Consider the following 21,738-nt stretch of genomic DNA (forward strand, 5'->3'; position numbering starts at 1 on the left):
AGCCGCTCACTTTCTCAGTATCCCGGCAATTTTCTCCGCATTTTCAACGGGACTGCCGTTACATTCAAGTCTTATGGTCGAGTGTGCCAGATAAACGTCCCTGCGGGAGTTGTAGAGAGCTTCAAGCTCCTCCTTTGTGGACTTCACCACGATAGGACGGTTTGTATCGTCTTTTATGCGCTCGTAGCAGGTCTCAAAGGGCACGTCGAGGAATATGACAGCCGCGCCTGCGTCCTTTGCCGCCTTTGCCGTATCAGGATTAAGCATAGCGCCGCCGCCGCAGGCAGCAACAGTAGTCTTGCCGCAGAGGGACTTGACTATCTCAGCCTCGGTCTGACGGAAGAAGGGCTCGCCCTTTTTCTCGAATATCTCGGGAATGGTCATTTCCAGAGTGCGGACGATGAGGTCGTCCGTGTCGCAGAAGCCGCAGCCGAGCTTTTTAGCCGCAAGCTTGCCTATAGTAGATTTTCCGCAGCCCATAAAGCCGCATAAAAATACAGTCATAGTATTCTCCTTATTCTTGCTTGTTGCGCGCCAGCTTTACCAGCGGCACCCATTCGTCCTCTATCATCTTCTCGCCTGTGAGCTGAAAGCCGTGACGCTCATAAAAGGCTATGCCTCGGGAGTTGTACTCCAGCGCCCAGAGGTTGTCCGCGCCGAAGCTCTCCATTGCAAATTGCAGGAGCTCCGCGCCTATGCCGCCGCTCTGGAACTGCGGCTCCACATAGAGCTTTACCACCTCGGTGCCGTTTAAACGGATAATGCCCTTTATTACGCCGTTATCCTCGTAAACATATGTATTCAGCAGTTCCTCCGAGCCCTCGGAGTATTCTGCCGCCATATCCACAACGTTGAGCTCCGAAAAATAGAACTCGTCATTGCGGAAGAAGGGGTAGAAGTTCATGCGGTAATTGGTTATGATTATCTCGGCGATACGGGAGGCGTCCTGTGGTTTTGCAGGTCTTATCATGCTACTTGTTCATGCTGTCAACAGCGTTCTCGACGTCGGTGATTATCTTTGCGATATCCTCGGTTCTGAAGCTGCCGCCGTACCATATCTCGTGAGCCTTTACAGCCTGATATACCAGCATTGAAGCTCCGCCTACGGCTGTCTTGCCGAGAGCACGGGCTTTCTTCATGAGGAGAGTCTCCTTGGGATTGTAGATAACGTCGAATACGCTGCCGCTGTTTTCGATTATGGTATCGCTTACTGCGCAGGCGTCGACCTTGGGGTACATACCTACGGGAGTAGCGTTTATAAGCAGGTCATAGCTGCCGTCAAGAGTGGATATATCGGCAATTCTCACAGAAGCGCCGCTGCACTTTGCCAGTATCTCAGCCATGAGTATCTGAGCGTTCTTGACGTCCTGAGGGATAACTGCGAGAGTTATGGTGCCGCCGTGACGTGCGACCTCTATAGCTATCATTCTGCCGACGCCGCCGCAGCCTAAAATAGCCACATTGCCGCCGATAGGGAGCTGCTCTGCGGAACGGAGGAAACCGTCGCAGTCGGTGTTGTAGCCGATGAGCTTTCCATTGTCGTTGTTGATGCAGTTTACGGAGTTATAGCGCTGAGCGCTTTCGCCGAGCTCGTCCACAAGGGCGATAACAGCCTGCTTGTGGGGGATAGTGACGTTGAGACCGCGGAGAGCTTCGAGAGTGCCGCGGCTGTTTGCCATATCCTCGGGGGCTATGTCGATAAGCTCATATGATGTATCTGCAAGTCCGCTGAGAGCGAACAGCTTTTCGTGGATAAGAGGGGACATTGAGTGTCCCAGCGGGTGTCCTATAAGCGCAAATTTATTCATGATAATGCTCCTTCAAGTGTTTCCATATCTTCAACATTCACTGCTGTCACGTCCTTGAGAGTCTTCTTTACCAGACCTGTGAGAGTTCTTCCGGGACCGAATTCAACGAACTTGTCGGCGCCTGCTTCCTGCATAGCTGCCAGCTCGGAAGTAAAGCGTACAGGTGATACGATGTGCTTTGCAAGCATGGAAGCCATATCGGAGAAGTCTGTGAGCTCGCCGCCTGTGAGGTTTGAATAATACTTCACATTTGGAGTCTTGAATTCGATAGTCTTGGCTGTTTCGTAGAATTTATCGGCAGCAGGCTGCATGAGCTTTGAATGGAAAGCGCCTGCAACATTGAGTGGGATAACTCTTGCCTTCATGCCTGCGAAAATATCGCTTACCTCGGCGATTCCCTCGGGAGTGCCTGCGATAACTGTCTGAACAGGTGAGTTGTAGTTTACGGCTGTGACATATTCCTTAGCCTCGCCGCATACTCTCTCAACTTCCTCGGGAGCTATCTTCATGATAGCAGCCATAGAGCCCTTTGCAGAGGAAGTAGCCTCCTCCATAGCGGCAGCTCTTGCCTTGATAAGGCGGAAAGCGTCCTCAAGGCTTATCATGCCCGAAGCGTACATTGCAGCGTATTCACCGAGTGAGTGACCTGCAACGCCGTCGAATGTGAAGCCCTTTGCCTGAGCAGCTTTAAGGCATACGATAGATGTAGCCATGATAGCAGGCTGAGAGTTGATAGTTCTCGATAATTCGTCGAGAGGAGCGTTGAAGCATATCTCCTTCAGGTCAGTGCCCAGTATCTCCGAGCCTGTCTCGTATACCGAGAGGAGTTCGGGCATTGCTTCTGCTATGTCCCTGCCCATTCCCTCGTACTGTGAGCCCTGTCCTGAAAATAGTGAAATTGTCATAATATTAAACTTCCTTTCTGTGTGTTCTTCACAAATGTGTAGTGAAAATTCACTTATGTATTATTGTAAATTTGTGAGAAATGCCGATATTTTGTTTTAAGTTTGTCAAAGTGCTGAAATATCGTTGCAAAAACCCTCAAAATGATTTACAATATATTATGTGTGGTATTCTGTCTGCTCATAGAAATCCCCTGCAAACGGGATACCGACATTACTACTATAACATAAATTTTTGGTTTTTACAACCATGTTTTATAATTTTGTTGATTCTAAGGAGCTTTTTAATGGGTATAAGCATTTTGGGAATGGGCAGCTATGTGCCCGACCAGATAATGACAAACGACGATTTTACCCGTTTTGTTGAAACTGATGACGAGTGGATACGCACAAGAACAGGTATATCTTCGCGCCATATGGCAGGCTGGGAGCCCACATGGTACATGGGAAAGCAGGCTTCGCTGAGGGCTATAGAGGCATCGGGCATAAAGCCCGAGGATATCGGGCTCGTTATCTCATGTACGGCTACGTCCGATTTTCTCACGCCGAGCATGGCAAGCGTTATCCAGCATGAGGTAGGCGCTGTCAATGCGGCGGCATTTGATATGAACGCAGCCTGTTCAGGCTTCGTTTATGCTGCGGACGTTGCAAGGCGCTTTCTTGAGACCGATGATTCGCTGAAATACGTTCTTGTTGTAGCCAACGAAGCACTGACCAGATTCCTTGATTTCACCGACAGGTCGTCATGTATACTCTTCGGCGACGGAGCTGCCGCAGTCATACTGGAAAAGAGCGGCAAGCTCTATTCCTCGGCGCTCTGTTCGGACGGCAGCGGAGCTTCACTGCTCTGCGCAAGGTCGCTGAAAGTAGCTCCCGAGGTAGCTGTTGAGAGCGATTTCGAGGATCCCTTCCCCGATGTGCCGCTCCACAAGCTCCAGCAGAACGGAAAAGAGGTATACAAGTTCGCAGTATCGGCTCTGCCTAAGTCATTTGAGCTTGCAGCAGAGAAGATAGGCGTCACCAAGGACGATATCGACTGGTTCGTACCTCATCAGGCGAATATACGCATAATCGAGACCGCAGCCAAGAAGCTGGGCGCACCTATGGAGAAGTTCATCGTGACTCTCGACCATTACGGAAATACTTCCAGCGCTTCAATACCTCTTGCACTGTGCGAGGGCATAGAAAAGGGACTTATCAAGCGCGGACAGAAGATAGCTCTCATAGGCTTCGGAGCAGGTCTTACCTACGGCGGAATAATTTTTGAGTATTAAGAGCTAAGAACTAAGAGCTAAGAACTAAGATGTAGGGCTGGCGTCCCCGACAGCCCGTGAGTTTTGAACGTATCGCGGGACGTCGGGACGCCGTCCCCTACAAGGATATGAGAAAAAGGAGAACTACTACTATGAAAACACGCATCACTGAGCTTCTCGGCTGCGAATACCCCATAATACAGGGCGGTATGGCATGGGTAGCCGAACACACATTAGCTTCCGCAGTATCAAATGCAGGCGGTATCGGACTTATCGCAGGCGGCAGTGCTCCCATTGATTATCTTCGTGAGCAGATACACCTCTGCAAGGAAAAGACAAACAAGCCATTCGGCGTAAATATAATGCTTATGAGCCCCAATGCCGACGACCTTGCCCAGCTCTGTATCGACGAGGGCGTTAAGGTCATCACCACAGGCGCAGGCAACCCCGGCAAGTACATGGCTGCATGGAAAGAGGCAGGCATAAAGGTAATGCCCGTTGTTCCGTCAGTTGCTCTTGCGAAGAGAATGGAGAAGTCAGGTGCTGACGCTGTTATCGCTGAGGGTACAGAGTCAGGCGGACATATCGGCGAGAACACAACAATGTGTCTCGTTCCGCAGGTAGTCGACGCTGTTGAGATACCCGTTATCGCAGCAGGCGGTATCGCTGACGGCAGAGGTATGGCAGCTGCTTTCATGCTGGGCGCTGAGGGCGTTCAGATAGGCACACGCTTCCTCGCTTCCGAGGAGTGCCAGATTCATCCCACATTCAAGGACCTTGTCATCAAGGCTAAGGATACAGACAACATCGTAACAGGAAGATATACAGGTCATCCATGCAGAAATATCAAGACCAAGTTCGCTAAGAAGCTTGCTACAGGCGAAAAGGAGGGAACTCTCTCACCCGAGGAGTTCGAGCAGCTCACAGTGGGCGCACTCCGCAGAGCTGTAGTTGACGGCGACGTTGACAGCGGTTCGTTCCTCTGCGGCGCTATATCGGGCATGGTAAATGACATAAAGACCTGCGCGGACATCGTTAAGGAGATAAATGACGGCGCAGAAAAATTGCTGAAGATATGAAGTACATTTACGTTAAAGCAAGGAAGAAGCTCAGCGGCAGCTTCTATATAAAGAGCCGCGAGGGTGAGCTCAGACCGCGTGAGGTCATTGACAAAATGGCAGAGCAGGGCTACAGATATGTAGGTCATGTTCCCGTTTATATCGGAGTTCAGGGCGCGCTCGAGGAATACGACATGATATTCGAGGAATGCGGAAAACAGTGACATTTCTCACTTTTATTCATGCGTGAATATGTGTTAAAATAGAATAAAGACTTAAACTTATTACGGAGGTAATAAAATATGGCAACAGCAATAATCACAGGCGCTTCTCAGGGTATAGGCGCTTGTATCGCAAAAAGACTCGCACAGGACGGCTTCGACGTAGTAATAAATCACTATCCCAGCGACGGAGATAAGGAAAAGGCTCTTGCAGTGGCAGAGGAATGTCGTGCATTCGGCGTAAAGGCTGAGTGCTATGCGGCTGACGTCTCAAAATTCGACCAGTGCGAGGCTATGGTGAAGCAGGTAAAGGCTGACTTCGGCACTATCGACGCCCTTGTAAACAATGCAGGAATCACAAAGGATAAGCTCCTTGCGAGAATGTCAGAGGACGAATACGACGCTGTTATCGCAGTAAACCAGAAGAGCGTGTTCAATATGACAAAGTTTGTAACTGCTGTAATGATGAAGCAGAGAAGCGGCAGGATAGTAAACGTAGCGTCCGTTGCAGGACTTTACGGAAACCCCGGTCAGATGAATTACTCGGCTTCAAAGGCTGCCATAATCGGAATGACAAAGACCACGGCAAAGGAATTCGGTTCACGAAACATTACCTGTAATGCGGTAGCTCCCGGCTTCATACATACACCGATGACAGATGTTCTGTCCGATGAGCTGAAGGCAAAGATGCTCGATGCAGTTGCTCTCAGACGCTATGGTGAGCCTGAGGAGATAGCTTCTGTAGTATCCTTCCTCGTTTCCGATAATGCGTCCTACGTTACAGGACAGGTCATCGAGATCTCCGGCGGTCTTTCAATGTAACTTCGATAAAGTCACACTATGGAGCTAAGCTCCCATCGTACTAAAATACCTATTTGTAAAGAATTAAGAGAGGAAAATATATGAGCAGAAGAGTTGTTATCACAGGAATGGGTGCAATAACACCACTGGGTACAGGAGTTGAAAAATTCTGGAACGGAATAAAGGAGAATAAGCTGGGCATATCTTTTATAGATATGTTTGATACCAGCCGTACAGGCGTAAAAATAGCAGGTATCGTCCGCGACTTCAACGAGGAGGATTACTACGGCGTTGAGGGCTGCTTCGACAAGAAGGAAGCACGTCACATGGATAAGTTCACAAAGTACGCAGTAGTAGCCGCTCACGAAGCCCTTACAGACGCAGGCACCAACTTCGGTGACATTGATCCTTACAGAGTGGGCGTTCTTGTAGGCTCGGGAATCGGCGGCATAGACCTTACCCTTTCCGAGTATACAAAGTATCTCGAAAAGGGACCAAACAGAATGTCCGCATTCTACATTCCTATGATGATAAGCAATATGGCGGCAGGAACCATTTCCATGAAAACAGGTTTCCGCGGAGCTAATTTCGATATAACAACAGCCTGTGCAACAGGTACTCACTCCATCGGCGAAGCCTTCCGCAAGATAAAGGACGGCTACCTTGACGCTTGTCTTGCAGGCGGCACAGAGTCCACGGGAGTTGAGTTCACATTCGGCGGCTTCTCCAATATGAAAGCCCTCACAAAGTCCGACGACCTTACAAGAGCCTCCATTCCTTTCGACAAGGAGAGAAGCGGCTTCGTTCTCGGCGAGGGCAGCGCAGTCCTCGTTCTTGAGGAGTACGAGCACGCAAAGGCAAGAGGCGCTAAGATATACGCAGAGGTAGCAGGCTACGGCGCTACCTGCGACGGCTACCACATGACATCTCCTATGCCGGGCGGCGACGCTGCTGCAAAGGGCATGGAGCTTGCAATAGAGGAGGCCGGTCTCAAGCCCGAGGATATAGATTATATCAACGCTCACGGCACATCTACAGGTCTTAATGACAAGTACGAGACTGCCGCTATAAAGAAAGCGCTGGGCGACCATGCAAAGACAGTAAAGATAAGCTCTACCAAGTCCATGACAGGACATCTTCTCGGCGCAGCAGGCGCTGTAGAGGCTGTAGTATGCGCAAAGAGCATACAGGAGGGCTTCATTCACGCAACAGTGGGATATAAGGTACCCGACGAGGAATGCGACCTCGATTACTGCGGCAGCGGTAATATCGAGCAGGAGGTAAATGCCGCACTGTCCAATTCACTGGGCTTCGGCGGACACAATGCAACTCTCTGCTTCAAAAGGGTAAAAGATTGAGGAGGACATTAAATGGAGAAGATTTACGGTCAGATAGACCTTGAGACAATAGAAAAGCTTGCTGACATAATCAATAAAAAGGAGCTTTCAGAGCTCACTATCGCAAGCGGCGAGAATACTATCACATTAAAGGGCAAGAAGGCTGTTCCCATGCCTATGCCTGTAGTTGCTGCGGCAGCTCCCGCACAGACAGCAGCTCCCGTTGAGAGCGCACTTTCCGCAAGCGAGGCTTCAATGGCTGAAGAGGTAAGCGGCAAGATAGTGAAATCGCCTATCGTAGGTACATTCTACTCTGCACCTTCACCAGATAAGCCGCCTTTCGTAAAGACAGGCGATGAGGTCAAGAAGGGCGACGTTATCATGATAATCGAGTCCATGAAGCTCATGAACGAGATACAGTCCGAGTACGACGGAGTAGTTGAGCAGATACTCGTATCCGACGGACAGGCAGTAGAATTTGACCAGCCTATCATGGTCATAAAGTAATGACTTACAAGTACATCACGCAGGCGACTATAGATTCGGGCGGAAAGAATATCAAATCTCCCGAGGAGTTTCAGGAAGCCCGTATTTATAACATGGAGGCTGTAAAGAATTACAACAAGCGCCATAAGGTACACGCTGTATTCAATGTATGGATAATAGTCCAGTATGTTCTTCTGTTCTGGAAGTTTACAATAGTACTGTTAGGAATGACATCAACTTCAAGCGCAGGTCTGACGAACTGGAGGATAGCTCTCGGAGCTATCGGTTTAATTTCATATCTTGGACTGGTGACATATTTCGTCTTTATAAGAGGCTGCCGCGACAAGTTCATACTGGGACTTGTGTCAATGCCGGTCGCTCTGGTGTCGCTGGTATTCCTGACCTTTCCGCTGGGAAATTTCACCGCTGCGCTGTATTATTCCCATGTTGAGAACGAGCTCTCAAAGGAACTGGGTTATCCCTCTTTTCCGAGACTTAACGTCACAACTTTCAATACCGACGCGGACAACCTCTCCGAGCTCACCTATGACAGCATACGCGAAAAGATAAACAGAGACCACCCCCACGACGGAACATTTCTATAAATTATGGAACTGAAATATATTACACAGGATAATATCGACGAGTCACATATAAATATCACCTCTGCTGAGATGTTCAAGGAATTTCAGGAATACAACGGGCTCATGCTCCGTATGCAGAAGAAGCGCTATGCTTTTCTCCGCGATTTCTGGGCGTTATGGATAATGAACGCCATACTTCTCTTTTTTGGTGTAAAGCTCATTTTATTCTGGAAATGCTCGCTGATATACATGGCAAGCGGAATGTATCCGCTTTGTTTACTGGTTGCAGCCGTTTACCTGATCCTTATGATATACTTTATAGGTATACGCAAGCTGTACAGCTGGAAGGCAGGACTTCTTATATCTCTCCTGCTGATACCCGTAAACATTTCGTTAATACCTCTTGCTGCCGCAAATGCTATTGTTATCTACCTTATGGAGAAGATAGACAGCGAGATGAGAAACGAAACAGGCTATCCTCATTTTACGCAGCTTCACGGCTCATATAAGAGCATGGTCAAGGACGGCGAGGTCTTCGGCATAGAGAGCGAGGGCGTTTACGCCACGGGCATGAAGGCTGATTACGTAGTCCCCGAGGATCCATTTGCAAAGTACAGGATAAAGCCCGAGGACGATATGGGTATGCTTGCAGATAACGATATTAGTAATATTAAGGAGTAACTATCATGGCTGATATACTTATGAATAAAGAACAGATAATGGAAATAATCCCACACCGCGATCCTTTTCTTCTCATTGACGAGATAGTTGATATGGAAGTCGGCGTAAAGGTACACGCAAGAAAGTACATCAAGGAAGAGGACTTCTGGTTCAAGGGACACTTCCCGGGATATCCCGTAACTCCGGGCGTACTCATGGTTGAGATGCTTGCACAGGCAGGAGCTGTTTGTATGCTCTCAAAGCCCGAGTTCAAGGGCAAGCTGGGACTTTTCGGCGGTATCGACAAGGCTAAGTTCCGCAGACAGGTAGTTCCCGGTGACGTACTCGACCTGGAAGTAGAGATGATACGTCAGAGAGGACCTGTGGGCACAGGAAAGGCAACTGCCTCTGTAGGCGGCGAAAAGGCTGTATCCTGCGAGATAACCTTTGTAATTACTGACAATAAATAAACTCATACAGGAGATAAGATAAATGTTCAGAAAAGTACTTATCGCCAACAGAGGCGAGATAGCTGTACGAATCATAAGAGCCTGCCGCGAGCTGAATATACGCTGTGTGGCAGTCTATTCCACTGCTGACCGCAATTCTCTCCACGCACAGATAGCCGACGAGGCAGTATGCATAGGACCAGCGGCTACAAAGGACAGCTACCTTAACATGAACGCTATCATACAGGCGGCGCTGAATACGGGCGCTGAAGCCATACACCCGGGCTTCGGCTTCCTTTCCGAGAACGCTGAGTTCGCAAGGCTCTGCGAGGATAACGGAATAGTTTTCATCGGTCCGTCATATAAGTCTATAGAAATGCTTGGCGACAAGGCTGCTGCCAAGGAGACAATGGCTGCTGCGGGAGTACCTGTTATCCCCGGCTCTAAGGGCGCAGTAAAGTCCCTTGAAGAGGCTAAGGAAATTGCCGACAAGGCAGGCTACCCCGTGCTGGTAAAGGCTTCGGCAGGCGGCGGCGGACGCGGCATACGCCGTGTTGACAGTCCCGACGAGCTTGAAGCTCAGATGACAGCCGCTCAGCAGGAGGCGAAGAACTTCTTCGGCGATGACGCCGTTTATATCGAGAAGTTCCTCATAAATCCCCACCATGTGGAGATACAGATAATCGCCGACAAGCACGGCAACTATATCCACCTCTGCGAGCGCGACTGCTCGATGCAGCGCCGCAACCAGAAGATGCTGGAGGAGTGCCCCAGCCCTATCGTAAGCCCCGAGCTTCGCGCAAAAATGGGCGCTGCGGCAGTTACAGCCGCTAAGGAGTGCGGCTACTACAACGCAGGTACTATCGAGTTTCTCGTTGACGAGAACCGCGACTTCTACTTCATGGAGATGAATACCAGAATACAGGTAGAGCACCCTATTACCGAGGAGGTAACAGGCTTTGACCTTGTAAAGGCTCAGATAGAGATAGCAGACGGCAAGCCTCTTGAAATAAAGCAGGAGGACGTTACCATGCGCGGTCACGCTATCGAGTGCCGTATCAACGCCGAGAACCCCGACAAGGGCTTCCGCCCGTCACCGGGAACTATCACAGCCCTCTATATGCCTGGCGGTCCCGGAATAAGAATAGACGGCGCTGTATATCAGGGTTACACTATCACACCTTACTATGATTCGATGATAAGCAAGCTCATTGCTCACGGCTCCGACCGAGAGGACGCCATAAACAAGATGAGATGGGCACTTTCCGAGTTCATCGTAGAGGGCGTCGATACAAATATCGACTTCCAGCTTGAAATAATCAGAAATGCCGATTTCAAGGCAGGAAAATACGATATAGGCTTCCTCGGAAGATATATGGAAGAAAAGAACAAATAAGAATAAGAGAGAATGGGGAGAAAAGAATTGTTTGAAGATTTTTTTAATGTAGTAAAGAAACGCTTCAATGACGGCGAGGAGGAATACAAGCCCCCTATGTTCAAATGCCCCCGCTGTCAGGGTACGAGCCCTCTTTCCAAGTATGAGGAGCTCCACAGAGTCTGCCCCAAGTGCAACTATCACGGCAGACTTTCGTCAACAGAACGTATCGCAATAACAGTAGACAAGGGCAGCTTCAGAGAGCTCAACGGCGGCATGAAGAGCGCCAATCCGCTGGATTTTCCTGATTACAGCGAAAAGCAGGCGGAGCTCCGCGCAGCAACGGGACTCAGCGAGGCTGTCATCACAGGTACAGCTACTATCAAGGGCTCGCCTGTAGTCATCGGTATCATGGATTCACGCTTTATGATGGGCTCTATGGGCAGCGTCGTAGGCGAGAAGATAACCCGTGCCTTTGAGTATGCCACGGAGAAGAAGCTCCCTGTGGTAATGTTCACCGCTTCGGGCGGCGCACGTATGCAGGAGGGTATAGTATCCCTCATGCAGATGGCTAAGACCTCGGGCGCAGTAAAGCTCCACAGCGAGGCAGGCGGACTTTATATATCCGTAATGACCGATCCTACCACAGGCGGCGTAACAGCAAGCTTTGCTTCACTGGGCGATATCATCATCGCCGAGCCGAAGGTGCTCATAGGCTTCGCAGGCAGACGAGTTATCGAGGGAACTATCAAGCAGAAGCTTCCCGACGACTTCCAGCTTGCCGAGTTTATGTATACCAAGGGCTTTGTTGATATGATAGTCGAGCGCAGAAAGCTGAGAAGCGTACTTTCTCACCTTCTGAAGCTCCACGGATTTTACCCCAAGGAGGCATGAGCATGGACGACAAGAGAACAGCGTGGGAACGCCTTCAGCTCATACACACTAAGGGCAGACCTACTATAAAGGATTATATACCACAGATATTCACAGACTGGTACGAGATGCACGGTGACCGACTTTTCGGCGACGACAGGGCTATCATCGGCGGTCTGGCAAGACTTGACGGCAATCCCGTTACCATTATCGCAGAGGTAAAGGGCAGGGATATCAACGAGAACAAGACCTGCAACTTCGCAATGCCCCACCCCGAGGGCTACAGAAAGGCTCTCAGACTGGCAAGGCAGGCTGAGAAGTTCCACAGACCTATCATCTGCTTCATAGATACCCCCGGTGCATTCTGCGGAGTTGCCGCAGAGGAGCGCGGACAGGGCGAGGCTATCGCCAAGAATATAGCCGAGTTCATGACTCTCCGCACACCTATAGTATCTATCGTTCTCGGCGAGGGCGGAAGCGGCGGAGCTCTTGCTCTTGGCGTATGCGACGAGCTTGCTATGCTTGAGAACGCAGAATACTCGGTATTATCGCCAAGAGGCTTTGCAAGCATACTCTGGAAGGACGCTTCAAGAGAGCAGGAAGCCAGCGAGATAATGAAGATAACCGCAGAGGATATGGTTCGTCTCGGCGTTGCAGAAGCTATCATCGAGGAGCCTCTCGGCGGCGCACATAACGATTTAGACAAAATTTCAGAAAATATACACGAATATTTGTCACAAAAAATCCCGGAAAAATGCAAAAAAGATATTGACGTTTTGCTTAAAGAACGCTATACTAAATTTAGAAAAATCGGAGCGTTCACAGAATGAACCGATTTTGACAAAAAAATAAAGAAAAATGGAGGACCAAATAATGATTTTTGAAAAACTCAAAGATATTATTGCAGAACAGCTCAGTGTGGAGGCAGACGAAGTAAACATGGATTCAAATATCCAGGACGATCTCGGTGCTGATTCACTGGACGTTGTTGACCTCATCACAACTATCGAGGACGAGTTCGATATCTCTATCCCCGACGAGGCTGTAGAAGAGATCAAGACAGTAGGCGACATCGTAAACTACATTGAAAAGAACACAGACGCTGAGTAATTCAGCGATATATGCCCCGACCACCGGTCGGGGCTTTTTTTACAGCGTGACGCAGCTCCGTTTTGTATATCATCGGTAAAAGAGGTTTAACAGCTGTACAACTTTGTCTATGTTGAAAAATACCACTTGCAATTAATGTTTTAAAGTGGTATAATATAGTTTGTAGGATTTTTCACAAGTAATTCAAGAGGATATTTATGAAAGAGATCAAGATAGTTACAGGTCACTACGGCAGCGGAAAAACCAATTTCTCCGTAAATCTCGCGGTAAAAGCCGCAGCGGAGGGCAAGTCCGCAGCTATCGTAGACCTTGATATAGTAAACCCCTATTTCCGAACAGCCGATTTCCGCGACCTGTTTGAGGAAAAGGGCATAAGGCTCATTGCTCCCGATTTCGCAAGGAGCAACCTCGATATCCCGTCTATACAGTTCGACGTTGTGGAGCTGGCTACCGACGAGGACTGCCTCATCATTGACGTGGGCGGCGACGACGCAGGCGCTGTTGCGCTGGGACGCTATGCCGACGACCTGGAGCAGTTCAAAGACAGTATCGAGATGTACTACGTCATAAATCAGCGCCGATACCTCACCAATACCGCTGAGGAAGTCACAAAGCTGATGTATGAGATAGAAGCGGCAGCACGTATGAAGCATACGGCTATCGTAAACAATACCAACTTAGGCTGCGAGACTACTCTCGATATCATCGAGCAGTCACGTCCCTTTGCTGAGGAGACCTCCCGTATCACGGGGCTCCCCGTAAAATACACGGTCTATCCCGAGGAGCTTGTAAAGCCCTCCGACAAGTCCGACGTATTCCCCGCAAAGGTATATGTAAAGCCCGTCTGGGGGCTCACCCAGAATGCATAATTCATAATGCATAATGCATAATTGCATGAAAAATCGGTTATTCCGTAAATTTCGCAAGCAGCATTAATTATGAATTATGAATTGTGAATTATGAATCAATTTGAAAGGAGCGAAAGGTATGGAAAAAATGACAGTTATTACCGAGCGCTGCAAGGGCTGCGGTCTCTGTACAGCTGCCTGTCCCAAGAAGATAGTCGTTCTCCAGAAGGAGAAGCGTAACAAGAAGGGATATTTCTACGCAGAGTGTACCGACCAGTCAGCCTGCATTAGCTGTGCAATGTGCGCAACTATGTGCCCCGACTGCGCTATCGTTATTCAAAAATAATTATTTATCGAAAGGAGCTGTTTAGCTTTGGAAAGAAATCTTATGAAGGGCAACGAAGCGCTGGCAGAGGCTGCTATCAGAGCAGGCTGTAAATGCTTCTTCGGTTATCCTATAACTCCTCAGACAGAGCTTGCCGCTTATATGGCAAAGCGTATGCATAAGGCAGGCGGCGTATTCTTACAGGCAGAGTCCGAGATCGCTGCTATCAACATGGTACTCGGCGCTGCTTCAACAGGCGTCCGTGCAATGACATCATCATCTTCACCGGGAATCTCACTGAAGAGCGAGGGCGTATCATACATTGCAGGTTCAGATCTTCCTGCTGTTATCATCAACGTTGAAAGAGGCGGCCCCGGTCTGGGCGGTATCCAGCCTTCACAGGCTGACTACTGGCAGGCTACAAAGGCTCTCGGTCACGGCGACTTCCAGCTTCTGGTATATGCACCTGCTTCAGTACAGGAAATGGTAGACTACGTTGTCAAGGCTTTCGACCGCGCTGACAAGTACCGTATGCCTGCAATGATCCTTGCAGACGGACTTCTCGGACAGATGATGGAGCCTGTTACATTCCCTGAGATCAACCCCAACGCTTACGATAAGAGCGGCTGGGCTGCAAACGGTCACAAGATGCAGAGAGAGCACCACATCATCAACTCCCTCTACCTCAAGCCAGATGAGCTCGAGAATTCTATCCTCGACCGTTACAAGAGATACGAGATAATCAAGGAGACAGAGACCGAGGCTGAGCTTTATCTCACCGAGGACTGCGATATCCTTGTATGCGCATTCGGCGCAACTGCAAGAGTTGCAAAGTCTGCTGTAAACGACGCAAGAGCACAGGGCATCAAGGCTGGTCTCTTCCGTCCAAAGACACTGTGGCCATTCCCTGTAAAGGAGATAAACGAGGCTGCTAAGAACGCTAAGAAGCTTCTCAGCGTCGAGATGTCAATGGGACAGATGATAGAGGATATCAAGCTTGCTATCAACTGCTCAAAGCCTGTAGAGTTCTACGGAAGAACAGGCGGCGTTATCCCCACACCTGCTGAGGTTCTGGGCGAGATCAAGAAAATAGGAGGTGCTCTCTGATGGCTGTAGTATTTGAAAGACCAAAGTCGCTTATCGACATTCCTACACACTACTGCCCCGGCTGCACACACGGTATAGTTCACAGAATACTCTGTGAGGTTATCGACGAAATGGGTATCGAGGGCGATACTATCGGAGTATGTCCTGTTGGCTGCTCTGTTATGGCATATGATTACTTCAACTGTGATATGATAGAGGCTGCTCACGGACGTGCACCGGCTGTTGCAACAGGCGTTAAGCGTACAAACCCCGATAAGTTCGTATTCACATATCAGGGCGACGGCGACCTTGCTGCTATCGGTACTGCCGAGACAGTTCACGTTGCTACAAGAGGCGAGAATATCGTCGTTATCTTCATCAATAACACTATCTACGGAATGACAGGCGGTCAGATGGCTCCTACAACTCTTCCCGGTCAGGTTACACAGACCACACCTTTCGGAAGAAGCCCCGAGCTTGCAGGTTATCCTGTAAAGGTATGCGAGATGCTCTCAACACTGACAGGTACAGCTTATGCTGAGCGTGTTGCAGTTGACAGCGTTCCTCACATCAAGGCTGCAAAGAAGGCTATCCGCAAGGCATTCGAGAACCAGAAGGCAGGCAAGGGCTTCTCAATCGTAGAGGTTCTTTCAACTTGTCCTACAAACTGGGGACTTGCTCCTCTTGACGCTATCAAGAGACTTCAGGACGAAATGATACCATACTACCCGCTCGGCGTTTACAAGGACGTTGAAGAGGGCGTATTCCCAAAGACAGAAGGAGGTAACGAGTAATGGCTACTACAGAGATCCTTCTCGCAGGCTTCGGCGGACAGGGTATCCTTTTCGCAGGAAAGATACTTGCATACTGCGGACTTATGGACAATAAGGAGCTCTCATGGCTCCCTTCATACGGTCCTGAGATGAGAGGCGGTACCTGCAACTGTTCAGTTACTATCTCCGATGATCCTATCGGTTCACCTCTCGTTGTTACACCACATCTTCTTATCGCTATGAACCAGCCTTCATTCGACAAGTTCGTAAGCTGTGTACGCCCAGGCGGTAAGGTATTCTTCGACAGCACAATGATAGAGCCTGCTACAGACAGAACAGACATCGAGCTGTACGGTATCCCGTCACAGCAGATGGCTGACGACAACAACCTCAAGGGCGGCTCAAACATTATTCTTCTCGGCAAGCTCCTCAAGGAGACAAACATCTGCTCACTTGAGACAATGCAGAAGGCTATCGAGAAGGTAGTTCCGCCTAAAAAGGCAGCACTTATCCCTAACAACTTCAAGGCTATCGAGCTCGGCATGAACGCATGATCAAAAACGTGAAGAAGCATTGCTTCTTCACGTTTTTTAGTTATTAGTGAGCAGTGATTAGTAGGGGACGGTGACTCCCTACAGTGTAGGGAGATGTCTGAAGGACAGAGGGGCGCGGCTTCTGTTGGAAGTTCTCGACGTCCCATGTAGGGGCGGCGTTCCGCCGCCCGTGCTTTGTGCTGAAATAACAGCAGCAAATTTATCGCATATACATTGTAGTGGGCGATGCCTACATCGCCCCGTGGAAATTTTGTAGAATTGGCGGGCTGATGTGGGCATCAGCCCCTACACATGGTTATTTAAAGCTGATACAAAAAATCCCCCGAGATGGTACTCTCTGGGGATTTCCTTGCGTGAAGCAATACATAATTACCTTCGTGGTTATATGTATTATAACACGTTAAATTAGATTTGTTAAGCGATTAGGGCTGCGTTTTATGCGGACGCCAAACAGTCGCCCGTACAGATTGATTGACAAATCTGCTGCTATATGCTATAATATGTAAACTATGCCGCAAAAACGGCAAATATAAGGATATGAGATATTAAGGAGAGAAAGACTATGGGAGTTATCAAGAAGATATTCAAGGTTATCGGCAGGATACTGCTGGTATTGCTGATACTTATACTGATATTTATTATCGTAAGCTTCTTTTATCAGAGATCTGCGCAGAAAAAGGACAGGGAGCTCCTCGAAAGGGACGGCTTCGTTCACTTTTACGACGCAGGGGACTATAAAATGAACATAAACATCTACGGCGAGGGCAAAAACAAGATAATCGTTATGCCCGGCAACGGTCATGCGGAGTTCACCGTGGATATGAAGAAGTTCTCCGAGCATCTCAGCGACGATATCAGCCTTGTGGTCGTTACACGTCCGGGCTACGGCGTTTGCGAGGAGACAGACCACGATGTTACAACGGAATACATAGTTGACAGCACACGAACCGCTCTGAAAAACGCAGGAGTTGAAGCTCCATACATACTTATGCCCCATTCTCTCAGCGGAATCTACGGCACCTACTGGGAGAACACCTATCCCGAGGAGGTATCGGGAGTTATCTTCCTTGATTCCGTCAATGAAGCTTACCCAGAAGCGACCGAAGAGGAGATAAACGAGATGACTTCGGGCGTTCAGTTCCAGATCACTAAATTCCTGTACAAAACAGGCGTTTTAAGAGTTATTAGCGATATTACAAGCAAAGACAGCTCCGAAGAATACGCAAAGGACGCAAATGCTCTGTTTGCGCTGAATCCGCCTGCATTTTCAAAGTCTCATATCAGCGAGACGAAGAACTTCAACAGCAATATGAAAACAGCGTGGGCTTCTATAAAGTCCAACGATATCCCGAAGATATACATATCGACCAACTATCAGACAATTGACGATATAAGGGACTATCTTATGTTTATGGACGGCGAGGTGGACGAAGCCAAGGCTCAGGAATGGTTCGAGGACGAAAAGTCCGAGAGAGAAACGGAATATCGTAATAACAGAAGCAAATACATTGAAAAGGTAGGCAACTGCAAGGAGATAAACATTGCAGGAAGTCATTTCATCTATGAGCAGAAGCCCGACGAGGTGGCAAAGGTCATCGAGGACTTTGTCAGCGGTATAAAGTAAAATACAAAAAGCTCCCGTTTCGGGAGCTTTTTTTGCAATATTTATCTTATCTGTGGTGACCGCCGCCGCCGTGGCTTCCGCTGCTGTGATGGCCTCCACCTCCTCCGCTGCGATGACCGCCTCCGCCGCTGCTGCTTGATGAGATCCTGTGTCTTGTCTGATATGTACGGATATGATTATCGGACTTCTGTGTAAAGTTTACAGCGTCCTTTGACAGATAAACGCTGGGATTTGTCTTTGCCTTAAAGGTGTAGTGCCTCTTTGAGATGAGGAACGTGATAAGGGCTGTGACAAGTCCTATGATAGCTGAAGCAAACCATATGGGAAGCAGTAATATCAGTGGTTTTCTTGTTGTTACATAAAGCTTATCGCCTTTATAGTAGATATAAGTGCCCTTTGACTCGTCGTGGTAATAATGAGAGGTATTTCCGTTATTTGCGTATACGCTGAGCTGATTGAGAAACTCCACAACAGCATCGTATATCTGGTCGCTTTCATATGATGAGCCCGAGGAAGGGAGGTAAAGGTCCATGTGGCTGAAGATGCTCTCCCTGTTTTCCTCATAGAGAAGTATAGCCTTTCCTGATGTGGATATATAGTCGTAAGCAGGCACCTTGCTGGAAAGGTCAAGGTAATACATAAGACCGTCGGTGTCTGGCTGGAAAAATGCTTCATATGTACAGTCGCAGAAATCCTTTGTCTCATAGTCGCTGCGGTATGTACCGTTTACATAGATGAGGATATTCATTTCCAGCTCTTTGGCTTTCTGCTGTATCATTTCATCAAGCTCTTGTCTCTGAGTGTCCGAGAACAGATTCTTGTCATCGTGCAGGAATGAGTCCTGATAATTGCCGTTCCAGCCTACATAGTTATTTGGCGGCTCTGAGCAGCCGGTCAGCGCCATAAGCATACACAGACACATTATGGCTGTCATTATAAGCGATAAAAGGCGTTTCATCAGAGGGTAGCACCTCCTATCACAGCACAGACAGCTGCAACTGCTGCTCCTAAGCCGAGACAAGCCAGCCAGAGCCTGCCCTTTGAAAGGGGCGGAGTACCTGCAAGCTTTCCTGTCTGACCGTTTATGGCAAATTCATATACCTTATCCTTATATTTATAGGACATGAACCATACAGGGAGCAGCATATAGCTCCAGTTGGTCTGCTTTATGCGGTAATCCTGTATCATAGGCGAAACGCTGCTATAACCCTTTATGGTATCATTTATAAGTGAAGCCGTCGCCTGAGTTGCACGGACGCGGATACGCGGAAATACCGCTGCCTTGTCCACGTCGTACTTATCTGCATAGAAGCCGCTGAGATATGACATTGAGAAGTCTTTAAGCTCTCTGTAGTCATATGGCTCGATAGACTCCATGAGCAGGTCGTCTATCTTGGTCTCGCCGTCGGCAGGGATACCTCTTGTAGTAAGGTTTCCGCGGCGGACAACATCATATTCCTGAGTTTCGGTGACACGGTAGTCTCCCGATGTCCAGCTCCTTGTCTTTTTGCCTATGGCGTGATAATCAATGTCGATATCGCAGTCAGCTACCCAGAACGGCACGTAAAGACCTGTAAGCTTTTCCAGCTGCTGCTGTGATTTGAATTCCTTTGGCACGAACCAGCGCTTGCCTATCCACTTCCTGAAGATGGATATAGCGTTGTCTTTTGTGAGCTTGAAGCCGATGACCTTGTCGGGCTTGAATTCGCCGCCCATTTTGCCTGCAAGGATAACAGGGTTGTGGCAGTAATAGCAGAAAGTCGCAGTCTGCTGGTCATCAGCCATAATTTCGGCACCGCAGCTCTTGCAGTGATACAGATTCGTGTGGCTTGCAAACTCATTCTGCGTCTGTGCAGCCGCCTGCGGTATACTGTTTTCGGTATTTGCGCAGAGCTCTTTTATTTCCTCTACAGTAAATGCACTGAGACAGAATTCGCATTCCAGCTTCTGCGAAGCAGGGTTGAATTTCAGGTCTGCCATGCAATTGGGGCATTTATACTCAACTGATTCCAATTTATATCATCTCCCTTGTACCATTAACAAAAGTCGGCAGAAAAACCGACAAATATATTTTACCATATCACACAGATTTTTTCAAGAGAAATGATAAAATTTAACATCTTTTCTTTGACAAAGAAATTAACTTTTTGTTTAGCCTTGACAAAATTACTAAAATCAAATATAATTGTAATATGCATATTTATTACTACTATTCGTAAAAAGAAAGGGATGACGATACATGAGATACAAATTTTCAGACATCACACCAGAGATCACAAAACTTGCTGATATGTCGCTTGAAGGCTACAAAATAGATCCCGAGCTCTACACACAGTACGACGTAAAGCGCGGACTCCGCGATATAAACGGCAACGGTGTAGTTGCAGGTCTTACCAATATCAGCACTATCAAAGTGATAGACAGCGGCGACGGAATGCCCAATCACGGCGACGGAAAGCTGTATTACAGAGGAATTGACGTTGAGGATATCGTCGCAGGTTTCATAAAGGAAAAGCGCTTCGGCTTTGAGGAGACCGTATATCTTCTTCTTTTCGGAAAAATGCCCTCGGAGCACGAGCTTGCCGAGTTTAGGGCTATACTTGCGGATTTCCGCGAGCTCCCGTCCAATTTCATGCGCGACGTTATTATGAAAGCTCCCACAGACAATATGATGAATACTCTTGCAAAGAGCGTTCTTGCGCTGTATTCATATGATGATAAAGCAAACAATATCTCGGTGCCCAATGTACTGAGACAGAGCATAGAGCTCATAACCCTTTTCCCCGTGCTTGCAGTGTACGCATACCACGCCTACAGATACGCAAGACTGGGCGGAGACCTTTTCATACACAGTCCAAAGCCCGATATGTCCATAGCTGAGAATATACTCTATATGCTCCGCGAGGACGGCAAGTACACCGAGCTTGAAGCCCGTATACTTGACTTGGCGCTGGTTCTCCACGCAGAGCACGGCGGCGGAAACAACTCCACATTCACAGTTCATGTTGTGTCCTCCTCGGGAACCGATACCTATTCCGCTATCGCGGCGGCACTGGGCTCGCTGAAAGGTCCCAAGCACGGCGGTGCAAATATCAAGGTAGCAATGATGTTCGACGATATGAAGCAGAATGTAAAGGACTGGACTGACGAGGAGGAGGTAAAGGATTATCTCCGCAGGCTTCTCCACAAGGAAGCCTTTGACCATGCAGGACTTATCTACGGCATGGGACACGCAGTCTACTCACAGTCGGATCCGAGAGCCAAGGTATTCAAGGGCTTTGTAGAGTCTCTCAGCTCCGAAAAGGGCAGACACGAGGAATTTGCGCTGTATTCGCTGGTGGAGCGCCTTGCTCCCGAGGTCATCGCCGAGGAGCGCCGCATCTACAAGGGCGTCTGTGCAAACGTTGACTTCTACAGCGGCTTCGTATACCGTATGCTGGGCATACCCGACGAACTGTTCACGCCTCTTTTCGCAACTGCGAGAATATCGGGCTGGTCGGCTCACAGAATAGAGGAGCTCATCAACTCCAACAAGATAATCCGTCCTGCGTACAAGGCAATATCGCCTATGCGCGAGTACACCGACATGGAAAACAGAATGGACTGATGAC

General features: G+C 48.6%; 26 protein-coding genes. 20 read left to right on the forward strand and 6 right to left on the reverse strand.

What is annotated here, in order from left to right; all coding sequences use genetic code 11:
* Nucleotides 1-6 precede the first annotated feature (6 nt).
* Genes T497_RS0101255 through T497_RS0101270 form a run of 4 tightly spaced genes read right to left on the reverse strand, consistent with a single transcriptional unit; the run spans nt 7 to nt 2,713 of the window.
* The gene (locus tag T497_RS0101255) at nt 7-504 is read right to left on the reverse strand and encodes a shikimate kinase (protein WP_028514045.1); all 498 of its coding nucleotides are present in this window, start codon (nt 502-504) and stop codon (nt 7-9) included.
* Between the two features lie 10 nt (nt 505-514).
* Nucleotides 515-970, reverse strand: coding sequence for a GNAT family N-acetyltransferase (locus T497_RS0101260; protein ID WP_028514046.1), 456 nt, complete (start codon nt 968-970; stop codon nt 515-517).
* A gap of 1 nt (nt 971) precedes the next feature.
* Complete coding sequence (locus T497_RS0101265) at nt 972-1,808, reverse strand: shikimate dehydrogenase family protein (protein ID WP_028514047.1); 837 nt, start codon at nt 1,806-1,808, stop codon at nt 972-974.
* The gene (locus tag T497_RS0101270) at nt 1,805-2,713 is read right to left on the reverse strand and encodes an ACP S-malonyltransferase (protein ID WP_028514048.1); all 909 of its coding nucleotides are present in this window, start codon (nt 2,711-2,713) and stop codon (nt 1,805-1,807) included. The genes T497_RS0101265 and T497_RS0101270 overlap by 4 nt, the downstream gene beginning before the upstream one ends.
* Nucleotides 2,714-2,997: 284 nt before the next feature.
* Here T497_RS0101270 and T497_RS0101275 point away from each other — a divergent pair, with 284 nt between their 5' ends.
* The 19 genes from T497_RS0101275 (at nt 2,998) to T497_RS0101365 (ending at nt 18,127) form a co-directional block, all read left to right on the forward strand.
* Nucleotides 2,998-3,984, forward strand: a complete 987-nt coding sequence (locus T497_RS0101275; RefSeq protein ID WP_028514049.1) for a beta-ketoacyl-ACP synthase III — start codon at nt 2,998-3,000, stop codon at nt 3,982-3,984.
* Between the two features lie 131 nt (nt 3,985-4,115).
* Nucleotides 4,116-5,042, forward strand: coding sequence for an enoyl-[acyl-carrier-protein] reductase FabK (gene fabK / locus T497_RS0101280; RefSeq protein ID WP_028514050.1), 927 nt, complete (start codon nt 4,116-4,118; stop codon nt 5,040-5,042).
* Nucleotides 5,039-5,245 carry a DUF4177 domain-containing protein gene (locus T497_RS15465; protein WP_037324146.1) on the forward strand — a complete coding sequence of 69 codons (207 nt, stop codon included), beginning with the start codon at nt 5,039-5,041 and terminating at the stop codon, nt 5,243-5,245. Before fabK ends, T497_RS15465 begins: the two co-directional genes overlap by 4 nt.
* Nucleotides 5,246-5,323: 78 nt before the next feature.
* The gene (gene fabG, locus T497_RS0101290; RefSeq protein WP_028514051.1) at nt 5,324-6,064 is read left to right on the forward strand and encodes a 3-oxoacyl-[acyl-carrier-protein] reductase; all 741 of its coding nucleotides are present in this window, start codon (nt 5,324-5,326) and stop codon (nt 6,062-6,064) included.
* An 80-nt stretch (nt 6,065-6,144) separates the two neighbouring features.
* Nucleotides 6,145-7,401 (forward strand): beta-ketoacyl-ACP synthase II, encoded by a 1,257-nt coding sequence (gene fabF / locus T497_RS0101295; protein ID WP_028514052.1) that lies wholly within the window; start codon nt 6,145-6,147, stop codon nt 7,399-7,401.
* Nucleotides 7,402-7,413: 12 nt separating this feature from the next.
* Nucleotides 7,414-7,887 (forward strand): acetyl-CoA carboxylase biotin carboxyl carrier protein, encoded by a 474-nt coding sequence (gene accB, locus T497_RS0101300; RefSeq protein ID WP_028514053.1) that lies wholly within the window; start codon nt 7,414-7,416, stop codon nt 7,885-7,887.
* Nucleotides 7,887-8,471: a hypothetical protein gene (locus T497_RS0101305; protein ID WP_028514054.1), complete on the forward strand. Its 585-nt coding sequence runs from the start codon at nt 7,887-7,889 to the stop codon at nt 8,469-8,471. The genes accB and T497_RS0101305 overlap by 1 nt, the downstream gene beginning before the upstream one ends.
* Nucleotides 8,472-8,474: 3 nt before the next feature.
* Entirely contained in the window at nt 8,475-9,131 is a 657-nt protein-coding gene (locus tag T497_RS0101310) for a hypothetical protein (RefSeq protein ID WP_028514055.1), read from the forward strand.
* Between the two features lie 5 nt (nt 9,132-9,136).
* Nucleotides 9,137-9,580 (forward strand): 3-hydroxyacyl-ACP dehydratase FabZ, encoded by a 444-nt coding sequence (gene fabZ / locus T497_RS0101315; RefSeq protein WP_037324149.1) that lies wholly within the window; start codon nt 9,137-9,139, stop codon nt 9,578-9,580.
* Nucleotides 9,581-9,602: 22 nt separating this feature from the next.
* On the forward strand, nt 9,603-10,955 hold the full coding sequence (gene accC / locus T497_RS0101320) for an acetyl-CoA carboxylase biotin carboxylase subunit (protein WP_028514057.1): 1,353 nt from the start codon (nt 9,603-9,605) through the stop codon (nt 10,953-10,955).
* Nucleotides 10,956-10,967: 12 nt separating this feature from the next.
* Nucleotides 10,968-11,828, forward strand: a complete 861-nt coding sequence (accD, locus tag T497_RS0101325) for an acetyl-CoA carboxylase, carboxyltransferase subunit beta (RefSeq protein WP_051530419.1) — start codon at nt 10,968-10,970, stop codon at nt 11,826-11,828.
* A 2-nt stretch (nt 11,829-11,830) separates the two neighbouring features.
* Nucleotides 11,831-12,637 carry an acetyl-CoA carboxylase carboxyltransferase subunit alpha gene (locus tag T497_RS0101330; RefSeq protein WP_028514059.1) on the forward strand — a complete coding sequence of 269 codons (807 nt, stop codon included), beginning with the start codon at nt 11,831-11,833 and terminating at the stop codon, nt 12,635-12,637.
* 43 nt (nt 12,638-12,680) lie between these two features.
* On the forward strand, nt 12,681-12,917 hold the full coding sequence (gene acpP / locus T497_RS0101335) for an acyl carrier protein (protein ID WP_019680237.1): 237 nt from the start codon (nt 12,681-12,683) through the stop codon (nt 12,915-12,917).
* A 197-nt stretch (nt 12,918-13,114) separates the two neighbouring features.
* Nucleotides 13,115-13,786, forward strand: a complete 672-nt coding sequence (locus tag T497_RS0101340) for a cobalamin biosynthesis protein CobQ (RefSeq protein ID WP_028514060.1) — start codon at nt 13,115-13,117, stop codon at nt 13,784-13,786.
* Nucleotides 13,787-13,904: 118 nt separating this feature from the next.
* Nucleotides 13,905-14,111, forward strand: coding sequence for a 4Fe-4S dicluster domain-containing protein (locus tag T497_RS0101345; protein WP_024861397.1), 207 nt, complete (start codon nt 13,905-13,907; stop codon nt 14,109-14,111).
* Between the two features lie 42 nt (nt 14,112-14,153).
* A complete protein-coding gene (locus T497_RS0101350) occupies nt 14,154-15,197 on the forward strand; it encodes a 3-methyl-2-oxobutanoate dehydrogenase subunit VorB (RefSeq protein ID WP_037324243.1) in 1,044 nt (347 codons plus the stop codon).
* A complete protein-coding gene (locus tag T497_RS0101355) occupies nt 15,197-15,970 on the forward strand; it encodes a thiamine pyrophosphate-dependent enzyme (RefSeq protein ID WP_028514062.1) in 774 nt (257 codons plus the stop codon). The genes T497_RS0101350 and T497_RS0101355 overlap by 1 nt, the downstream gene beginning before the upstream one ends.
* A complete protein-coding gene (locus T497_RS0101360) occupies nt 15,970-16,503 on the forward strand; it encodes a 2-oxoacid:acceptor oxidoreductase family protein (protein ID WP_028514063.1) in 534 nt (177 codons plus the stop codon). The genes T497_RS0101355 and T497_RS0101360 overlap by 1 nt, the downstream gene beginning before the upstream one ends.
* 562 nt (nt 16,504-17,065) lie before the next feature.
* Nucleotides 17,066-18,127 carry an alpha/beta fold hydrolase gene (locus tag T497_RS0101365; protein ID WP_028514064.1) on the forward strand — a complete coding sequence of 354 codons (1,062 nt, stop codon included), beginning with the start codon at nt 17,066-17,068 and terminating at the stop codon, nt 18,125-18,127.
* Between the two features lie 46 nt (nt 18,128-18,173).
* Here T497_RS0101365 and T497_RS0101370 read toward each other — a convergent pair whose 3' ends face one another.
* Both T497_RS0101370 and T497_RS0101375 read right to left on the reverse strand, forming a co-directional pair.
* Nucleotides 18,174-19,085 (reverse strand): hypothetical protein, encoded by a 912-nt coding sequence (locus tag T497_RS0101370; protein WP_028514065.1) that lies wholly within the window; start codon nt 19,083-19,085, stop codon nt 18,174-18,176.
* Nucleotides 19,085-20,140 (reverse strand): hypothetical protein, encoded by a 1,056-nt coding sequence (locus T497_RS0101375; RefSeq protein WP_028514066.1) that lies wholly within the window; start codon nt 20,138-20,140, stop codon nt 19,085-19,087. Before T497_RS0101375 ends, T497_RS0101370 begins: the two co-directional genes overlap by 1 nt.
* 226 nt (nt 20,141-20,366) lie before the next feature.
* Here T497_RS0101375 and T497_RS0101380 point away from each other — a divergent pair, with 226 nt between their 5' ends.
* The gene (locus T497_RS0101380; RefSeq protein ID WP_028514067.1) at nt 20,367-21,734 is read left to right on the forward strand and encodes a citrate/2-methylcitrate synthase; all 1,368 of its coding nucleotides are present in this window, start codon (nt 20,367-20,369) and stop codon (nt 21,732-21,734) included.
* The last annotated feature ends 4 nt before the right edge of the window (nt 21,735-21,738 follow it).

Origin of the sequence: Ruminococcus flavefaciens MA2007, from assembly GCF_000621845.1 — a bacterium.
Taxonomy (GTDB): domain Bacteria; phylum Bacillota; class Clostridia; order Oscillospirales; family Ruminococcaceae; genus Ruminococcus; species Ruminococcus flavefaciens_E.